At 61.4% G+C, this 16,741-nt stretch carries 12 protein-coding genes; 5 read left to right on the forward strand and 7 right to left on the reverse strand.

Annotated features, from left to right (window positions below; translation table 11 throughout):
* Positions 1–121: 121 nt before the first annotated feature.
* From LC094_RS20750 to LC094_RS20770, 5 genes are all read left to right on the forward strand, one after another.
* Positions 122–3,268, forward strand: a complete 3,147-nt coding sequence (locus LC094_RS20750; RefSeq protein WP_226554698.1) for an Ig-like domain-containing protein — start codon at positions 122–124, stop codon at positions 3,266–3,268.
* Between the two features lie 60 nt (positions 3,269–3,328).
* Entirely contained in the window at positions 3,329–4,660 is a 1,332-nt protein-coding gene (locus LC094_RS20755) for a TolC family protein (protein ID WP_226554699.1), read from the forward strand.
* Between the two features lie 317 nt (positions 4,661–4,977).
* Positions 4,978–7,335, forward strand: a complete 2,358-nt coding sequence (locus tag LC094_RS20760) for an ATP-binding cassette domain-containing protein (RefSeq protein WP_449727674.1) — start codon at positions 4,978–4,980, stop codon at positions 7,333–7,335.
* Positions 7,335–8,504, forward strand: a complete 1,170-nt coding sequence (locus tag LC094_RS20765) for an HlyD family type I secretion periplasmic adaptor subunit (RefSeq protein ID WP_226554701.1) — start codon at positions 7,335–7,337, stop codon at positions 8,502–8,504. The genes LC094_RS20760 and LC094_RS20765 overlap by 1 nt, the downstream gene beginning before the upstream one ends.
* Positions 8,505–8,524: 20 nt before the next feature.
* Complete coding sequence (locus LC094_RS20770) at positions 8,525–9,124, forward strand: NUDIX hydrolase (protein WP_226554702.1); 600 nt, start codon at positions 8,525–8,527, stop codon at positions 9,122–9,124.
* 1 nt (position 9,125) lies between these two features.
* On the opposite strand, the gene LC094_RS20775 is transcribed toward LC094_RS20770, so the two are convergent.
* From LC094_RS20775 to LC094_RS20805, 7 genes are all read right to left on the reverse strand, one after another.
* Positions 9,126–11,228: a 3'-5' exonuclease gene (locus tag LC094_RS20775; protein ID WP_226554703.1), complete on the reverse strand. Its 2,103-nt coding sequence runs from the start codon at positions 11,226–11,228 to the stop codon at positions 9,126–9,128.
* A complete protein-coding gene (locus LC094_RS20780) occupies positions 11,218–11,607 on the reverse strand; it encodes a response regulator transcription factor (protein WP_226554704.1) in 390 nt (129 codons plus the stop codon). The genes LC094_RS20775 and LC094_RS20780 overlap by 11 nt, the downstream gene beginning before the upstream one ends.
* 23 nt (positions 11,608–11,630) lie before the next feature.
* The gene (locus LC094_RS20785) at positions 11,631–12,134 is read right to left on the reverse strand and encodes a hypothetical protein (protein ID WP_226554705.1); all 504 of its coding nucleotides are present in this window, start codon (positions 12,132–12,134) and stop codon (positions 11,631–11,633) included.
* 18 nt (positions 12,135–12,152) lie between these two features.
* The gene (locus LC094_RS20790) at positions 12,153–13,970 is read right to left on the reverse strand and encodes a DUF294 nucleotidyltransferase-like domain-containing protein (RefSeq protein ID WP_226554706.1); all 1,818 of its coding nucleotides are present in this window, start codon (positions 13,968–13,970) and stop codon (positions 12,153–12,155) included.
* 99 nt (positions 13,971–14,069) lie between these two features.
* Entirely contained in the window at positions 14,070–15,824 is a 1,755-nt protein-coding gene (locus LC094_RS20795) for a sodium:solute symporter family protein (protein ID WP_226554707.1), read from the reverse strand.
* A gap of 12 nt (positions 15,825–15,836) precedes the next feature.
* On the reverse strand, positions 15,837–16,094 hold the full coding sequence (locus tag LC094_RS20800) for a DUF4212 domain-containing protein (protein WP_226554708.1): 258 nt from the start codon (positions 16,092–16,094) through the stop codon (positions 15,837–15,839).
* Between the two features lie 206 nt (positions 16,095–16,300).
* On the reverse strand, positions 16,301–16,741 hold a 441-nt coding region (locus LC094_RS20805; protein WP_449727673.1), incomplete at its 5' end, for an AMP-binding enzyme.

Genomic DNA, 16,741 nt, shown 5'->3' on the forward strand with positions numbered 1-16,741 from the left:
TGCGGCATTTCTCCCCTAGCGAGCGAATCACTTTTATGTAATCTGACCTCGAAACAAACAGGAAATCGCGCCGTATAAAATGAAGCGCGTTTAACCTATCGAGCAAAAGTGAATTGGTACGATGTTGGGCATTCAATATTTCGTCCGCGATAGCGCGGGCTCTATAACTGCGGGCACACTTTCCCTTTCTGGTCCCAGTGAAACCCTTTCGGTTCAGGCCGTCGAAGATATCTCCCTCAACATGTCGAGCGCTGCGATCTCTGGTTATGTGCGCCAGGGCGACGACCTCGTGATCGAGTTGATCGGCGGCAAGACGATCGTGCTGGACGGCTATTTCGACGGCGAACATGAGCTGTTGCTGTCCGAACATGGCACGATGACCCGGGTCGATTTCATGGCCGAGGGTGAGGGCGATCTCGTCGCGAGCTATATGGACATCGATCTGACGGGCAAATGGAGCGAATACGACCAGCTTGCCTTCCTCGATCTCGAGCGTGTCGAGCCGGTTGTCGCGCCGATCGCGGCGGCGGGTCTTGGGTGGCTCGGTCTCGGGACTGCGGCCGCCGGTTTGGCCGGTGTCGCAGTGGTGGATGATTTGCTTGATGGTGGCGGCAACGGAGGCGGCGGCGGTGGCTCTACCCCCGACACGACCCCGCCGGATGTCAGCATCCTGTCGGGCGTCGAAAGCACCGATGACTATGTCAACGGCGAGATCTACGATGGCGGCAGTTACACGATCTCCGGCGAGGGCGAAGTGGGCGCTTCTGTTACGGTCGAGATCAACGGCACGTCGCAGACCGTGGTGATCGGCGAGGACGGCACCTGGACGACCACCTTTGACAGCAGCACCATCGACACTGGCGAATACACCACCGGCGTGACGGTGACGGCCATCGACGAGGCGGGCAACACGACAACTGTGACCGACACGTTGGTCGTCGACACCGAAGCCGAGGATTTGAGCTTTGACACCGTCGAGGGCGACGATGTCGTGAATATCGCTGAGGCCAGCGACGATGTGGTGATCTCCGGCCAATCCGAGGCTGGCGCCACCGTGGTGGTCGAACTGGAAGGTCAGACCTTGCAGACCACCGTGGCCGAGGACGGCACATGGTCGGTCACCTTCGACGGCAGCACCCTGCCGTCCGGCACCTATGACAGCACGGTCACCGCGACGGTCACCGACGCCTATGGCAATGCCGCGACCTATACGCATGACATTCTGATCGATTTGGAAACCAACCTGACCGTCGATGGCGGCACGGGCGGCGACGGCATGGTCAACGCCGCAGAAATGGCGGCGGGTGTGACCCTGACCGGTACGGGCGAGGCGGGCGCCTCCGTCACCGTGACGGTCGAGGGCGTGAGCCGCACCACCACTGTGGGCGAGGACGGCACCTGGTCGGTGACCTATGAAACCGGTACCCTGCCGGAAGGCACTTACAGCACGGAAGTCACGGCCACCTCCACCGATCTGGCGGGCAACAGCACCTCGGCGACCGGCATGTTTGACATCGACACCGTCACAGGCGTCGCCATCGATGCGGGGCATTCCGGCGGTGATGAGACCGTGAATCTCTCCGAGAGCCAACAGTCGATGAGCTTTACCGGCACCGCCGAAGCGGGTGCGACCGTGGTCGTGACGCTGGCCGGTGTCTCCGTGACGACCGTCGCCGATGCCTCCGGCAACTGGACCGCGAGCTATGCGGCGGGCACGCTTTCGGGTGGAGAATACGACACCACTTTGACTGCCGTCTCCACCGATGCGGCGGGCAATACGGCGACCACCACCAGCGTGGTTCATGTCGACACGGTTGCGGGCCATATCACCCTGACCACGCCCATTGAGGGCGACAATGTCATCAACGCCGCCGAGGCCTCCGATGGCGTCTGGATCACCGGCACGGCGACGGCGGGCGAGACGGTCACCGTGACGCTTGCGGGCGTGTCCCATACGGTCACTTCGACCTCGGGCGGCACCTACGCGGCCTTCTTCGCGGCCTCCGAGATCGTGTCCGGCGAATATGACAGCACCGTCACCGCGACGCTGACCGATGGCGCGGGCAACTCGACGACGGTTCAATCCGCCGTGGAGATCGACACCTATGTGTCGAATTTCGCGGAAACCGGCATCCAAGGCGGCGCCGATGGCGTGGTCAATGCCGCAGAGGCCGCCTCTGGCGTGGCGCTTTCCGGCACCGTCGAGGTTGGCTCCACCGTCATCCTGTCGTTCCAAGGTCAAACCTACATGGCCGCCGTCGATGCGGCTGGCAATTGGAGCGCGACGCTCCCGGCCGCGGCCCTTCCGTCCGGCGAGGGCGCGGCCAATGTCACCATTTCGGCCACCGACCCGGCGGGCAACACCTCGTCTCTGACTGAGACGATCAGCTACGACACCTTCGTCAATGCTCTGGGCTTCTCGGGTGATGCCAATGGGGATCAGTTCCTGAACCTGGCGGAGATGCAATCCGGCGCGACGCTCACGGGCTATGTCGAACCGGGCTCAACCGTCTATGTCACCTTGGGCGGCGTGCGCCGTCTGGCCTCTGTGGCGCAGGACGGCCATTGGACCGTGTCTTATGCGCCGGGCGAGATCGCGGAGGGTTCTTACGAGGCCAACGTGTTGATCGAAGCCACGGATGCGGCGGGCAACACCCGCTCCGAGACCTCCACAATCACCGTGGACACTGAAATCGAGGCGCCTCTGGTCGAGTCTGTCACGCGCGGCGTCGATGGCGTCCGCTCGATCTCGATCTCCGAGACCGATGATGACATCTCTGTCTACGCCTTGGACGAAGACGGGTCCTCCTCTGAGATCAGCCATGCGGATTACGATCTCGGCTCTGAGACGTTGCTGAACTTCGGCTCCAATGTCTCGAACGGCGACCAGATCGTGATCGCCTCCGAGGATGCGGCGGGCAACAGCTCCGACACGCTTCTGGTGCTCGACACCACGAATGAGCGCCCTGACGGGGCCTATTTCGAGGTCGACATCGACAATGCGGGGCTTGAGCAATTCGATCTCGGTGCAATCGATCTGCAATTCGTCAACGGGGGCGAAGTGACGCTCTCCGCCGCCGATCTGGATCGTTTGATCGGTGAGGAAGGCACCCTGACCATCCATGGTGGCGAAGACGACCGCGTGGTGCTCGAAGGGGCGTCGGTGACGGGGCAATCTACCTCGATCGACGGGCAGACCTACGACATCTACACGCTGGGCGATGATCAGGTGTTGGTCGATCACGATATCGAGGTGGTTCTGCCGTAAGAGCAAAATTTGGCGGGGGAACATGCCCCGCCAGACCGAAGGCACGTGGGGGCATAGGCAATGACAGTTCGGACACAGCTCAGCATCCTGATCGGTGCGGCGATGTGCCTGTCGGCCTGTGTCGGCTCCTCCGGCATGCTGGGCGGGCTGTCTGACATCAAACCTGTCGCCGCTCTCAAAGGGGAAAGAGCTGTCAGTGACAGCTCGACCCCAAGCCTGACCGCCGCCAACACCGACACGAATTCTCCGATCATCTCCGATCTTCTCGCGCGGCGGTCCGTTTTGCGGGATGGCTCTGCCTATGATCAGGTGGCGGGGGCGGTGCTCTCCACCTCTTCGGGGGTGGCCGAGGCCGAATTGCGCGCGTCCAAAATGCGCGCTGTCGCCCGGTCCAAAAACTGGCTGCCCACCATCGGTCCCTCGATCTCGCTCGATGCGTTGGGGCAGGTCGCCGCCGGACTTTTGGTCGATATGACGCTTTACGACAATGGCAAGCGCCGCGCCGAACGCGCCTTTGCCGCCGCCGACGTCGAGGTCTCTGCCGTCGCTCTGTCGCAGGACATGAACGACCGGCTCTACGAGGGGCTGACGCTCTACATCACCATCTCGGAGGCGCGCGAAAAGGCCGGCATGGCCGAGCGCGGACTGGGCCGGATGCATGAGTTCAACCGCGTGGTGACAGAGCGCGTCAAAGGCGGTGCGTCGAGCCTGTCGGATCAACGCGTCGTGCGTTCGATCATCTCCGAAATGGAACATGAGGCGCGCACCCACCGCGAGGCCGAAGACAGCGCGCAGGCCGAATTGACGGCGCTGACGGGTGGCGCATCCTTGCCCCTGTTGGATCAAGCGACCGGGGTGGCCTTGCCGCCGTCGGGCCTGACCTCTCTTGACGTTTTGCGCTCTGAGGCCGAGGCCAAACGTACTGTCGCGGAAGCCCAGGCCGAGCGCGCCGCCATGCTGCCGACACTCAGCGCCTCGACGCTTTTGGGGCAGGGCAACAGTTCGTCTGTGGATTATGCGGGTGCGGGGCTTGGCCTTGGCACATCGGCCGAAATGGAAGCCAGCCGCGCGCGTGAGGCGGCGGCGACGGCCGCCATCTACAAGGCGCGCGAGACCGCAGCACGGCGGGACGCACGGCTCACCAGCCAGCTCACGGCGCTGCACCGTCAGGAACGCGATGCCGCCGATCTGGTGCAACAGACCCGCGCCAATTACCGCATTTTCCAAGATCAATTCGAAGCCGGACAAAAATCCGTCATGGATGTGCTGAACGTCTACGAACAGATGATCCGCGAAGAGTTGAAACATATTGATTTAAAATATGAAATCGCCCTGACCGAGTTGGAAATCGCCCGCGTCAACGGGGCTTTGGCAGATGGGGCGTCGATTTGAACAAAGCCCCGAAACTCGCCTTTAAACTCACTTCCGCAAAGCCTTCGGTGCCGGTGGATGTGTCGAACGAGGTCAAAGCGCCGAAAGTGCCTTTGACGGTGCATCTTGGCGCGCCGAAAACGGACGTGAAACCGGCCCCGCGCCCCGTGCCCACGCCGACATTCGCCGATCCATTGGCCGAGAAAAAGCGTGCTGCCAAAGAGGCCCTGCGCGCGAAAGCCGCAGAGGCTTCTGCCGAAGCCCGTGCCCGCGAAGAAGCGGGTGCCAAGGCGCGAGAAGAAGAGCGTTTGGCGCGGGAGGCCGCCAAGGCCGAGCGGTTGCAAAAGGCCCGCAAGGCTGCCGATGCGACCCGTAAACCGAAACGCGATGCGGCAGAGGTCAAGGCCGAGGTGAAAGCCGCCGCCCAAGTGCGGCAGGTGGCGGCGACACAGGCGCAAGCTGTTTTACCCCCCGAAGTCCAGGAGCCTGCACCAGCCTCTGCACCCCAAGAGGTGGTTGAAGCGCCCGCACCGCGCGTGGTCGAACGTGCTCCAGAGCCTGCGCCGCTTTCCCAACCGGTTTTCTCGCGTCGCCACATCCAGCGCGCCGAGCTTGTCGCGGATATGGCCGCTCAATTCGGTCAACGCGCGATGGTGTCTGACCTGTTGGAAAGTTTCGCCGATCAGACGGGCGAAGATGTTGCACCCGAGGCGATGGCCCGGGCTTTGAAGATGACCGGCCTTCAGGCCGAGGTGAGCCGCCCGACATCTTTGAGTGCCAAGCTTTGGCCCGCTCTGGCCTATATGTCCTCGGGGCATGTGGTTTTGGTTCTGAAACAAAAAGGCGAGGTTCTGACCCTCTTCGATCAGACCGCACCAGACCAACGCGCCGAAGTGCCTTTGGCCGAATTCGCCCCGTTTTTTGCGGGTGTGGCAGTGCGGGCCGGCAAGTCACTTGAGACAATCGCCGCCAATTATGTGCCGGACCTCTCAAAACAGCATTGGTTTTGGGGCCAATTCAGGGCGTTCAAACGCCAGATTGGCGAGATCGCTCTGGGCTCTCTGGTGGCCAATATGTTGGCCGTCGCCGTCGCGATGTTTTCGCTCCAGGTCTATGACCGGGTGATCCCGCATCAATCGCAGGCGACGCTTTGGGTGCTGGCACTGGGGGCCACTTTGGCCATTGGCTTTGAGGCGGTTTTGAAACTTGCCCGCTCGCGGTTGATGGACGGTGCCGGGCGCCAGATCGAGATGCGGGTGCAATCCATGTTGATGCAGCGCCTCTTGGGGATGCGTTCGGATGCGCGTCCGACCACGCCGACAGGGCTATTCTCCGCGATGCGAGAATTCGGCTCGGTGCGCGAATTTTTTACCGCTTCCACCATCGGTTCCTTCGCCGATATTCCCTTTATTTTCCTGTTTTTCGCCTTGGTGGCGTCTATCGCCGGACCAGTGGTGATCATCTTGGGTCTAGGCGCGGTGATCATGGTGGTGCCGGGCTATTTCATGCAAAAACGTATGATGCGTCTGACGCAGGAAACCCAAGGTGCCTCGGCCAAGGCCACGCGTCTGTTGCATGAGGCGGTGTTCGAGTTGGACACGATCAAGACCCAGCGCGGCGAAGAGCGCGTGCGTCGGATTTGGGACGAGCTGAACCTTTTGTCTGCCGCGAAATCCTCGGAACAGCGCAAACTGGCGGGGGTGCTCACCTTCTGGTCGCAAGCGGTGCAGCAACTCACCTATGTGCTGGCGGTCGTGGCCGGGACCTACCTCGTGTTCGCGGGCGAATTCACCGTGGGGACGATCATCGCCACCGGCATTTTGACCTCGCGCACCTTGGCGCCTCTGACACAGCTTTCGGGCACGATGGCGCGTTGGACCAATGTCAAAACCGCGCTCGATGGGTTGGACGCGATTGCGACCGCGCCGCAGGACGCAGGCGAGGATCGCACCTTCCTGCGTCGCGCTGAGATCACCGGCGCCTATGCCCTGCGCGAGACGCAGTTTCGCTATGACCCGGAAGGCGCGCCGACGCTGGATCTCCCTGCCGTCGATGTCAAACCGGGACAGATCGTGGCGGTTCTGGGCGCCAATGGGTCGGGAAAAAGCACATTCCTGAAACTCCTCGCGGGGCTTTATGCGCCGACGCAGGGGCGTATTCTGCTCGATGGCGCAGAAATGAGCCAGATCGAGCCACGCGACATTCGCCGCTCTGTCGGCTATCTCGGCCAGGACGTGCGGCTCTTTGCCGGGAGTCTGCGCGACAACCTCAATCTGGGCGGTCTGGAGCGCGACGACGACCGGCTTTTGACCGCTCTGGATTTCGCTGGGCTTGGGGCTTTTGTGCGTGGCCATCACCGGGGGCTGGACCTCGACATTCGCGATGGCGGGGAGGGGCTTTCGGTCGGTCAGCGGCAATCCATCGGCTGGGCGCGACTGTGGTTGCAAAACCCCTCTGTGTGTTTGCTCGATGAACCCACCGCGGCCTTGGATCAAGCGCTCGAAACCGCACTTGTGACGCGCTTGAAGGGCTGGTTGTCTGGCCGCACCGCCGTGATCGCGACGCATCGTATGCCCATCGTCGGGCTGGCGGACCGCACCATGGTGTTCAAAGACGGGCGCATGGTCGTCGATGGGCCGCGCGATCAGGTCATGGCGCATCTTTCCAAAGGCCAGCAAGCGGGCGGGCACGCGTAATGGTCACGCTCGACGACATGCTGGATCGCGATATGGATCGTCCCGGCTGGGTGATCCGCATCGTGGGGCTGATCGTGTTGGCGTTCCTGCTCTGGGCGGCGATTGCGCGGGTCGATGAGATCGTGCGCTCCGACGGTCAGATGATCTCAAGCTCCCGCCCGCAGATCGTGCAGAACCTTGAAGGCGGCATCCTGTCTGAGCTTTTGGTGCATGAGGGCCAAGAGGTCGCGCAGGGGCAGGTGCTTGCGCGTTTGCAGGGCACAGAATTTCGCACCTCCGCCGATGATCTTCAGGAAAAACTCGATGCTTTGCAGGTCCGTCAACTTCGGCTTGAGGCGGAGATGGCGGCTGAGGGGACTTTCGAGGTCGAGGATGATTTGGCGGCCCGTGCCTCCGATGTCCTGGCCTCCGAGCAGGCGCTTTTGAGCGCGCGTTTGGCCGATTATTTGGCGCGAAAAGAGGGCGCTATGGCGGTTCTCAAACAGGCGGAAACCGAGCGATCTCTGATGGAGGATATGCTCCAAAAAAACGTGGTGTCCCTCATCGAAGTGACCCGCGCGCGCAAGGCGCATTCTGACGCGCAGCTCAAATACAATGAGATCGTGACACAGGCCGATTTGCAGCGTGCCGAGGATTATTCCGACACGCTCAAGGAAATTTCTTCGGTGAAACAGGCGCTTACTTTGGCGAATGACCAATTGGGCCGCACCGTGATCACCGCCCCTATGCGCGGGATCGTCAACAATCTGACGGTGACCACCATCGGCGGGGTGATCCGTCCGGGCGAGGAATTGGTCCAGATCATTCCCGTCGACGAAGAGCTGTTCATCGAGGCGCAGGTGCGGCCCGAAGACATCGCCCATGTCGAGCCGGGCCAAGACGCGACGATCAAGCTTTCGGCCTATGATTACACCATTTACGGCGCGCTCAAGGGCAAGGTTCAGGTGGTCTCCGCCGACACGTTCAAAGACGAACGCGACCCGAACGCGCAGCCCTATTACCGGGTGACGGCCTCCGTCGATCTCGACAGCCTCACGGAACGGCAACAGCAGATTGAAATTCGTCCGGGCATGCGCGCGCAGGTCGAATTGCACACCGGCTCGAAAACCTTTCTGCAATATCTGCTGAAACCTCTGTATAAATCACGTGAGGCCTTCCGCGAACCCTGACGGATCGCTAGGCTGCTGTCATGATGACAGATATTCCCATTCGCGATGCCGCCACGGTGGTTCTCTTGCGTGACGGCGCAGAGGGGCCTCGGGTGTTGATGGGGCAACGGGGGCGCAGTGCGGTGTTCATGCCCGGAAAATTCGTTTTCCCCGGCGGTGCCGTGGATGCCGAAGATTTCGCGGCCCCCGTTGCACTGGACCCGCAAACTCTGCGCCGTTTGTCTGTGGAGGCCTCGCCGGAATTGGCGGCGGCTTTGGTGGCCGCGGCGGTTCGGGAATTGCGCGAAGAAACCGGATTGTTGCTCAACGAAACCCGCGAGGCGGAGTTCATCTTTCGCGCCATCACGCCGCCGGGCCGCCCACGCCGGTTCGATGCGCGGTTCTTCCTGATCAAGGCGGAGGACATCGCCAATGACCCGGATGATTTTTCCCACGCCGAGGACGAGCTGTCGCATTTGCAATGGGTGACGCTGGAGGGCGCGCGGGCGTTTGATCTGCCCTTTGTCACGCGGGTTGTGCTGGCCGAAGTCGAGGCGGCGCTCCATAAGGTGCTGCCACCGGAACATGTGCCTTTTTTCGATCATAGGGAGGCAATCGGCAAAATTCGTGCGTTAAGTTAACCTACGCGGGCGCATTGGCATCCTGCAAAAGCCGTTTGTGTTTGCGCATTTCGGTCAATGCATCGCCAAAAGTGCGGATGCCTTTTTCCTCTGCCATGCGCAGCAATTTGATAAACACAGCCGCCGTCGCAATCGTGTCGCCCATCGCGGTGTGACGCGCCTCGGGCGGGATTTTGACGCCCAGACGTTTGGAGATCGCGTCGAGCGTGTGTTCTTCGGACTGACCGAACACGATGGCGGACAAAAGCACCGTATCCAGCACCGGATTGGTGAATTTCGCCCCGATCTCGACTTCGTGACGGCGCAGGAATTCCAAATCAAACGGCGCGTTATGGGCGACCAGAACCGCACCTCTGGCAAAGCTGTGCAATTGCCGCCCGGCCACGTCAATCTTCGGCGCGTCCTTCACCATGGCGTTGGTGATGTGATGCACCTCCGTGGCGGATTTTGGAATATTACGGCCGGGGTTCACGAGCTGGTCGAGGGCCTCGTTCTCGATCACCTTGCCGTTCACCACACGGAGCGCGGCGATCTGGCAAATCTCGTCGCCTTGGGAGGGCAAAAGCCCGGTGGTTTCCGTGTCAAAGACCACATAAGACAGGTCCGAGAGCGGTGTGTCCATCAACTCTTTCGGCGGGGTTTTCGAGAGAAGATCAAAGTCATAGGTCACTGCACGGCGGCCATCACCCAGAGTGCGGCGCAAACGGCGCGCTTCGCGGATCGGCAGTTTCAGAACCGCGCGCGATGCGCGTCCGAATTCGGGCCAAATCTCTGTGCCATGCGCCTCCAAAATATCGCGTCCGCTCATATCGACGAGGCCCACGTCGAGGGTCTCAGAGAGCCAGTTTTCCAACAGATCGACCGACAAGGGATCGCCACTCCATCCCAGCGCCAGCATCGCGCCTCCGCCCTCGTCGCGGCTGATCAGAAAGGACAGCGCGCGACCGCCGGTGCGGGTGATCTGGCGGGCGATATGGGACAGAAGCGTGATGATTTGAACCGCATCGAGCGTGAGCTCCAGGGCGTCGGAGGCATCGGCAATCAGGGCGATGTCATCCTGTTGCAACTGCGCGCTGAGCGCATCGCACAACTCGGCGCTGCGCACCTGTGCCATCGGCCACCAGTTCGCTTTGCCTGCCTCATATTCATGATCGAGCGTCGCAATGACGCCTGTGAGTTTTGCCATCTCATCAACAAGCGCGCGATCGAGACGCGGATCGCTGCGCAGGCTGTCGTCGGCTTCACGGGCGGCCAGCGTGGTTTGCAGCGAGGCGATGGAGGGGCGCAGCGTCGCGAAGAGGCGCGACAGGAGTTTTTCGCGCTCGGCATGGACGGTGAGATCGGAGGTCACATCATCGAGCGTCAGCACATAGGGCGGCGTGACGTCGCCCTCATTCGGCGCATGCATGAGGCGCATGCGGGCGGAGAGCACCTCGCCGCCATGTGTGGTCGCGACTGTCAAGGGCAGCACATGCCCATCGCCACCTTCGCCCGCACAAAGCCGCGCATAGGCCGATTGGATCGGACGCGCGCGCAGGAAATCGAAGATCGAATGATCGAGACCGGGGGCGTGATCGGCGGACAAAAGATCGGCGGCGGCACCGTTGTAAAAGGCGATCTTGTGATGGCCGGAGACGAGCACGATCCCAAGCGGCATCTCGGCGGAAAGCGCCGTGAGTTTCTCTTTTTCCTCAATGAGCCGCGTGGTTTCTTGGGCGACGCTTTCGGCCAGTTTGTTGCGTGTGGCGGTGAGGTTTTCCGTCACCGCGCGGGCGGCGGGCGCGAGATCGCCCAGATAGCGCGCGGTTTTCTCGTCGAGAGAGTCATCAACATCGGCATGCGCCCGGGCCAGCATGCCGCCCGCAAGCCGCTGGATCGGGCGGGCGAGGTGTTCGTCGAACAGAAACCAGACCCAGGCCACCACGGCCAAGGTGGCAAAGCCCGCGATCACGCCGGCAAAGACAAAGCCGTCGATGGCGCCGGGGTTCTCCATGCGGGCAAAGCCGAGGTAGAGCCCGATGGCCTCACCGGAGATCGCAACAACGGCGAGAAAGGCGAAAAACAAAAAGACCCGAAGCCGCAAAGACCACTGTTCAATTTTCATGCGAACCTCCTGCGATCAGGCGGGCGACGGAGCCCAAAAGATCACTCATGGCAAAGGGTTTTGTCAAAAATGCATTGGCGCCCATCGCCACACCTTTGCGCTGTTCGGCCTCTGAGGCGCGCGCGGACATCATCAGCACGGGGATATGCGCCAATTCGGCATCAAGGCGCAGCCGCTGGCAGACCTCATAGCCCGAGAGCCCCGGCAGCGTCACATCGAGGAGCACGAGATCGGGCTTTTGCGCGCGAATGTTCGGCAGGGCCTGATCGCCACTGGAGACACGCAAAAGCTCATAGCCCGCGCGGGTCAACAACACCTCGATGGCGATGGCGATATTGTCCTCATCCTCGACCAGAAGGATGCGCTTTTGATCTGCCATGTGTTTCCTCCCCTCAGATGGTGCTACCTCAAGTCATCGCAGGCCGTGCGCAGGATCGGGTCATTCTCGTTCATGTCATACCATGTGGCGCCCGAGAGATCGCCCTCCGGCAAACCGACCGTATCGGCGCGGCGCGACAGCAGGCAATCGAAGACCACGGGCACGATGGCGCTGTCGGAGCGGCGGGTGAGGAGGTACATGTCGGTTTTCACCATCGCGCCGTCGACTTTGGCGCCTACTTTGTCCAATGCGATGAATTGCGTGGTGACCGGGAAAAGATAGGTCCAGGGGCGCCAGGCTTGACGTTTCTCAACGGTCATCGCTGTGACTGTACTGTCGCCAAGCCCTTGTTCGGCGCGCGAAAGCCACGAGTAATCCGACCAGATCGTAAAGGCCAACATCGCGAGGCCCGCCGCCGCAGGCATCGCCCATTTCGGCATCGGCAGACGCAACAGCTTTTGCAGCCCAAGGATGATCCCGGCGGCACCTGCGCCTGCGGAAATCGTGGCGATGAATTCGAGAAGCATGGGGGTTGACCCTTTTTGTTATGAGCGCGCGGAGGATGATCCGAGCGAAGATTGCATGGTGCGCACGATGACAAAAGCATCGCGCAGGTGGGAGCGCTCAAACGCCGGAAGCGCCGAGGGGCTCAGGAAATTGTCGGGCTTTTGGCCAGTGCGGACCTGTTCGGCCTGATGTTCGAGGCGGGCGGTGGCGATCATGTCATAGGCGGCCAAGAGGTCCTTGCCGCCGGTCTCGGAAATCACGCCCGCCTCAATCGCGCCTTCGATCCGCGCGCGGGTGTTGGCCACAAAGAGCTTGCCCTGAAGCGCATAGACCCGGCCCAAATCAACAAGTGGCACGACGCCGTTGGCTTTCATGTCGATGTGATTGCGATGCTCGCCGGATTTGATCGTCGCAAATCCGCGCAAGAGGCCCAAAGGCGGCGTGTGTTTCAAAGAGTTCGAAATCATATGCGCGACAAAGATCGAATTCTTCGCCGCAGCCTCCAGCGCAGTTTTCTGCAAGGGTGCGAAGAGGCGCTCCTCGCCTGCGATGGGGCGCAGGTCGTACATGACGGAGGCCAGCATCTGGGCCTCATTGTCGGGGGCGGCGATCCATTTGTTGAAATAGCCCTCCCAAACCGAGAGGCGCTGGCACCAGCGATCCGCCATGGCCATCATATCGCCCGGGCAATAGACATAGCCGCAGGCGTCCAAGCCGTCGCAGACAAAGCGCGCCAGCTTGCGGAAATAGTCCATGTCGGCGTCGGTTGCCGCGTTGTCGATGATCAGGCAATTGTCCTGATCCGAGACGCCGGTCTGTTCGCGCCGACCTTGGGAGCCGCAGGCGGCCCAGAGGTAGGGCACGGGGGCGGGGCCGAAGTCTTCTTCAGCCATTTTGAGCAAACGCCGCGTGACGATGTCGGCAATGTCGGTGATCTTGCGGGTCACCACGTCATGGGCCAGATGGCTGCCGACGAGCTGCATGAGAAACTCCGGCAAGCGCGCGGTGACGGCGGCCATATCGGCGATGCTCTCGGCCTTGCTCAGATCGAACACCATCTGGGTCTGGCTCGATCCGAAAAACCGGGTGATGTCGGTCTGGGTGACCATGCCGACCAGCTTGCAGCCTTCGACAATGGGCAGATGCCCGATGTGGTTTTCCAGCATGACGTGGATCACATCGGTGCCAAGTGCGCCGGGGGTGAGCGTGATCGGGTCTTTCGCCATGATCGCAGAGACGGGCAGGGCGGTGTCGCGGCCCTCGGCCAAAACTTTATTCGTCATGTCGCGGACAGTGACGAGGCCCAAAAGACGCTCGCCTTCGGTCACGGCAACCGAGGACACTTTCGCGTCCCGCATCAGTCGCGCGCACTCGGCAATGGTGGAGGTTTCCGCACAGGTCACGGGCGCATGGGCCATGAGATCGGAAACATGTTGGGTCATAAGGCCCGAGGCGGATTTGGGACGCGCCTGGCCGCGATTGAAATAGCGGGCAAATTCGGGGTTCGCGGAGACTTCGGATTTGAAGGCCTCGGGCGTGAGCAGCAGGACCGTACAGGCGGAGGCCGCCGTCGCCGTGGTCGCCGCCACGCCATCGCGCAAAAGCCCGCGCTCGCCGAAATGGTTCGACTTTTGCAACAGCGACATCTGCGCGCCATTGGCGTCGCTGATTTCGACGGAGCCGTCCTTGATCAGATAGAGACCTTCGAGCAATTCGCCATGGGCGTAGATCACCTCTCCTTCGGCATAGGTCTTGCGCGAAAACCCGGTCGCAAGCTCGACCAAGTCATTTTTCGGCAGCACGTCATAGGGGTGGGTGATTTGCAGGAAGTCGATGATCTTGGATGTGGCGCTCATCGCTGGCCTCCCGAAAAAAGCGGTTAAAAAAGGGCGCGGAAGATGACCCCCCGCGCCCAATATGAAGATGGACTGGCGGTGACGCCAGCCCAAACCTTTTTAGTGGTCGACGGCTGCACCGGCACCGCGCGGGATGCGGATGCTTTCCACCAGCTCCTGAATTTCCGCCGGCGGCTCGTCGGTGGCATTGGACACCACGAAAGCGACAGCGAAGTTGATCAAGGCGCCGACAGCCCCGAAGGAGGTCGATTTGATCGACAGCAGCAGCGGGTCGGCATCGGTGAAGGAGTTGGTGCCCGTGATGAAGAACCAGCCCTTGTGCAGGAAGATGTAGATGATCGTCACCACAAGACCGGCGACCATACCGGCCACGGCACCCTTGTTGTTGATGCGCTTCGAGAAGATGCCCATCATCAGCGCCGGGAAGATCGACGCGGCGGCCAGACCGAAGGCGAGCGCCACGGTTTGCGCGGCGAAGCCCGGGGGGTTCATGCCGAGGTAGGTTGCGACCGCGATGGCCACAGCCATGGCGATCCGTGCGGCCATCAGCTCGCCTTTTTCCGAGATCGACGGATTGAGCTGCGACTTGATGAGGTCATGCGACACAGCGGAGGCAATCGCCATCAACAGACCGGCAGCGGTCGAAAGTGCTGCGGCCAGACCACCGGCGGCAACCAGTGCGATCACCCAACCCGGCAGGTTTGCGATTTCCGGGTTTGCCAGCGTGATGATGTCGTTGTTCACCGTCAGTTCGTTTTCGGCAGAGGCGTTGTACTCGATCAGGCCGTCAGCGTTCTTGTCGTCAAAGGCGAGAAGGCCGGTGGTTTCCCAGTTGCGCACCCAGTCGACCCGGTTGCCCTGATTGTCGACGCCTGCTTCGATTTCGGCGAGCGAAAGCGCCGCTTCCGAAGTGCCGTTCGGGTAGAAGGTGTCGATCAGGTTCACGCGCGCCATGGCCGCAACAGCCGGAGCCGTGAGGTAGAGAAGCGCGATGAAGACCAGAGCCCAACCAGCAGACGAACGAGCATCAGACACTTTCGGCACGGTGAAGAAGCGCACGATGACGTGCGGCAGACCCGCTGTACCGATCATCAGCGACATGGTGAACAGGAACATGTTCAGCGTGGTGTCGCTTTGCTTGGTATATTCGGCAAAGCCGAGATCCTGCAGCATGCCATTGAGCGTGGAGAGGATCGGTTCGCCGGTGCCGACATGGTCGGAGAACAGGCCGAGCGGCGGGATCGGGTTGCCGGTCAGCTGCAGCGAGATGAAGATCGCCGGGATGGTGTAGGCGATGATCAGAACGACGTATTGCGCGACCTGCGTGTAGGTGATGCCCTTCATGCCGCCGATAACCGCGTAGAAGAACACGATGGCCGCACCGATCAACAGGCCCGTGGTCTTGTCCACTTCGAGGAAGCGGGAGAAGGCCACGCCCACACCGGTCATCTGACCGATCACATAGGTGATAGAGGCGACGATGAGACAGATCACGGCGACGGTGCGCGCGGTTTGGCTATAGAACCGGTCGCCGATGAATTCCGGCACGGTAAACTTGCCGAATTTGCGCAGGTAGGGGGCCAAAAGCATGGCGAGCAACACGTAGCCGCCGGTCCAGCCCATCAGGTAGGCGGAGGTATTGTAACCGCCGAAAGAGATGATCCCCGCCATGGAGATAAAGGAGGCGGCAGACATCCAGTCCGCGCCGGTGGCCATGCCGTTCAGAACGGGGTGCACACCCCGGCCAGCAGCATAGAATTCAGATGTGGAACCCGCGCGGGCCCAGATCGCGATACCGATGTAGAGCGCAAAGGTCGCGCCCACAACGATCAGGTTGAGGGTAAACTGATCCATTGGTGATGCTCCTTATTCGTCCACGCCATGTTCTTTGTCGAGTTTGTTCATCTTCGCCGCGTAGGCGAAAATGAGCACGAGGAATACGAGGATCGAGCCTTGCTGGGCGAACCAGAAGCCGAGATCCGTGCCGCCGATCTTGATGCCCGCAAGCATCGGGCGCAGCAGAATGCCGAAGCCGAAAGAACAGATGAACCAAATCACCAAAGAGATGCCGATGATCCGCTTGTTCGCTGACCAATAGGCATTGTTTTCTGAATTATCCGCCATGAGTGCGGTCCTCCCTTTTGTCCCTAACCCGAGAGTCGTGAAAACCAGTCGGGCCTTTTAAGTCACGACCCCCGCCTCCTCGCGGGACCCGCCCTTTTTTGCCAGATCAGCTCAGGTGTCCGGTCCTGCCGGTCCTTTGGCTGAGAGGCGCATCACCCCTCATTTCGTGGGGGTGATGCTAATAGCCTACCATATCTGCGAAAATGTCACGCAGATTTTTGGTAAAGCGAATTCGCAATCAGCTCCTCGACGACAGCAGGCTCAGCCAGCGTGGAGGTGTCGCCCAAAGACCCGGTGTCGTTCTCGGCGATTTTGCGCAGGATGCGGCGCATGATTTTGCCGGAGCGGGTTTTCGGCAGGCCGGGCGCCCATTGGATGAAGTCCGGTTTGGCGATCGGGCCGATCTCGGTGCGGACCCATTTCTCCAGCTCGACGCGCAGCTCGTCGGTCGGCTCCACATCGTTCATCAGCGTCACATAGGCGTAGATGCCCTGGCCCTTGAGCTCATGCGGCATGCCGACGACCGCAGCTTCGGCGACTTTGGCGTGGGCGACCAGCGCGCTTTCGACCTCGGCCGTGCCCATGCGGTGGCCCGAGACGTTGATCACGTCGTCGACGCGGCCGGTGATCCAATAGTAGCCATCCGC

It is taken from the genome of Celeribacter naphthalenivorans, assembly GCF_020524585.1.
Classification (GTDB): domain Bacteria; phylum Pseudomonadota; class Alphaproteobacteria; order Rhodobacterales; family Rhodobacteraceae; genus Celeribacter; species Celeribacter naphthalenivorans.

Excerpts from the sequence above, each read along its gene's own strand:
- LC094_RS20750 (WP_226554698.1), top strand. The coding sequence starts at position 122 with ATGTTGGGCATTCAATATTTCGTCCGCGATAGCGCGGGCTCTATAACT.
- LC094_RS20785 (WP_226554705.1), bottom strand. The coding sequence starts at position 12,134 with ATGCTTCTCGAATTCATCGCCACGATTTCCGCAGGCGCAGGTGCCGCC.
- LC094_RS20780 (WP_226554704.1), bottom strand. The coding sequence starts at position 11,607 with ATGGCAGATCAAAAGCGCATCCTTCTGGTCGAGGATGAGGACAATATC.
- LC094_RS20755 (WP_226554699.1), top strand. The coding sequence starts at position 3,329 with ATGACAGTTCGGACACAGCTCAGCATCCTGATCGGTGCGGCGATGTGC.
- LC094_RS20795 (WP_226554707.1), bottom strand. The coding sequence starts at position 15,824 with ATGGATCAGTTTACCCTCAACCTGATCGTTGTGGGCGCGACCTTTGCG.
- LC094_RS20775 (WP_226554703.1), bottom strand. The coding sequence starts at position 11,228 with ATGAAAATTGAACAGTGGTCTTTGCGGCTTCGGGTCTTTTTGTTTTTC.
- LC094_RS20800 (WP_226554708.1), bottom strand. The coding sequence starts at position 16,094 with ATGGCGGATAATTCAGAAAACAATGCCTATTGGTCAGCGAACAAGCGG.
- LC094_RS20770 (WP_226554702.1), top strand. The coding sequence starts at position 8,525 with ATGATGACAGATATTCCCATTCGCGATGCCGCCACGGTGGTTCTCTTG.
- LC094_RS20790 (WP_226554706.1), bottom strand. The coding sequence starts at position 13,970 with ATGAGCGCCACATCCAAGATCATCGACTTCCTGCAAATCACCCACCCC.
- LC094_RS20765 (WP_226554701.1), top strand. The coding sequence starts at position 7,335 with ATGGTCACGCTCGACGACATGCTGGATCGCGATATGGATCGTCCCGGC.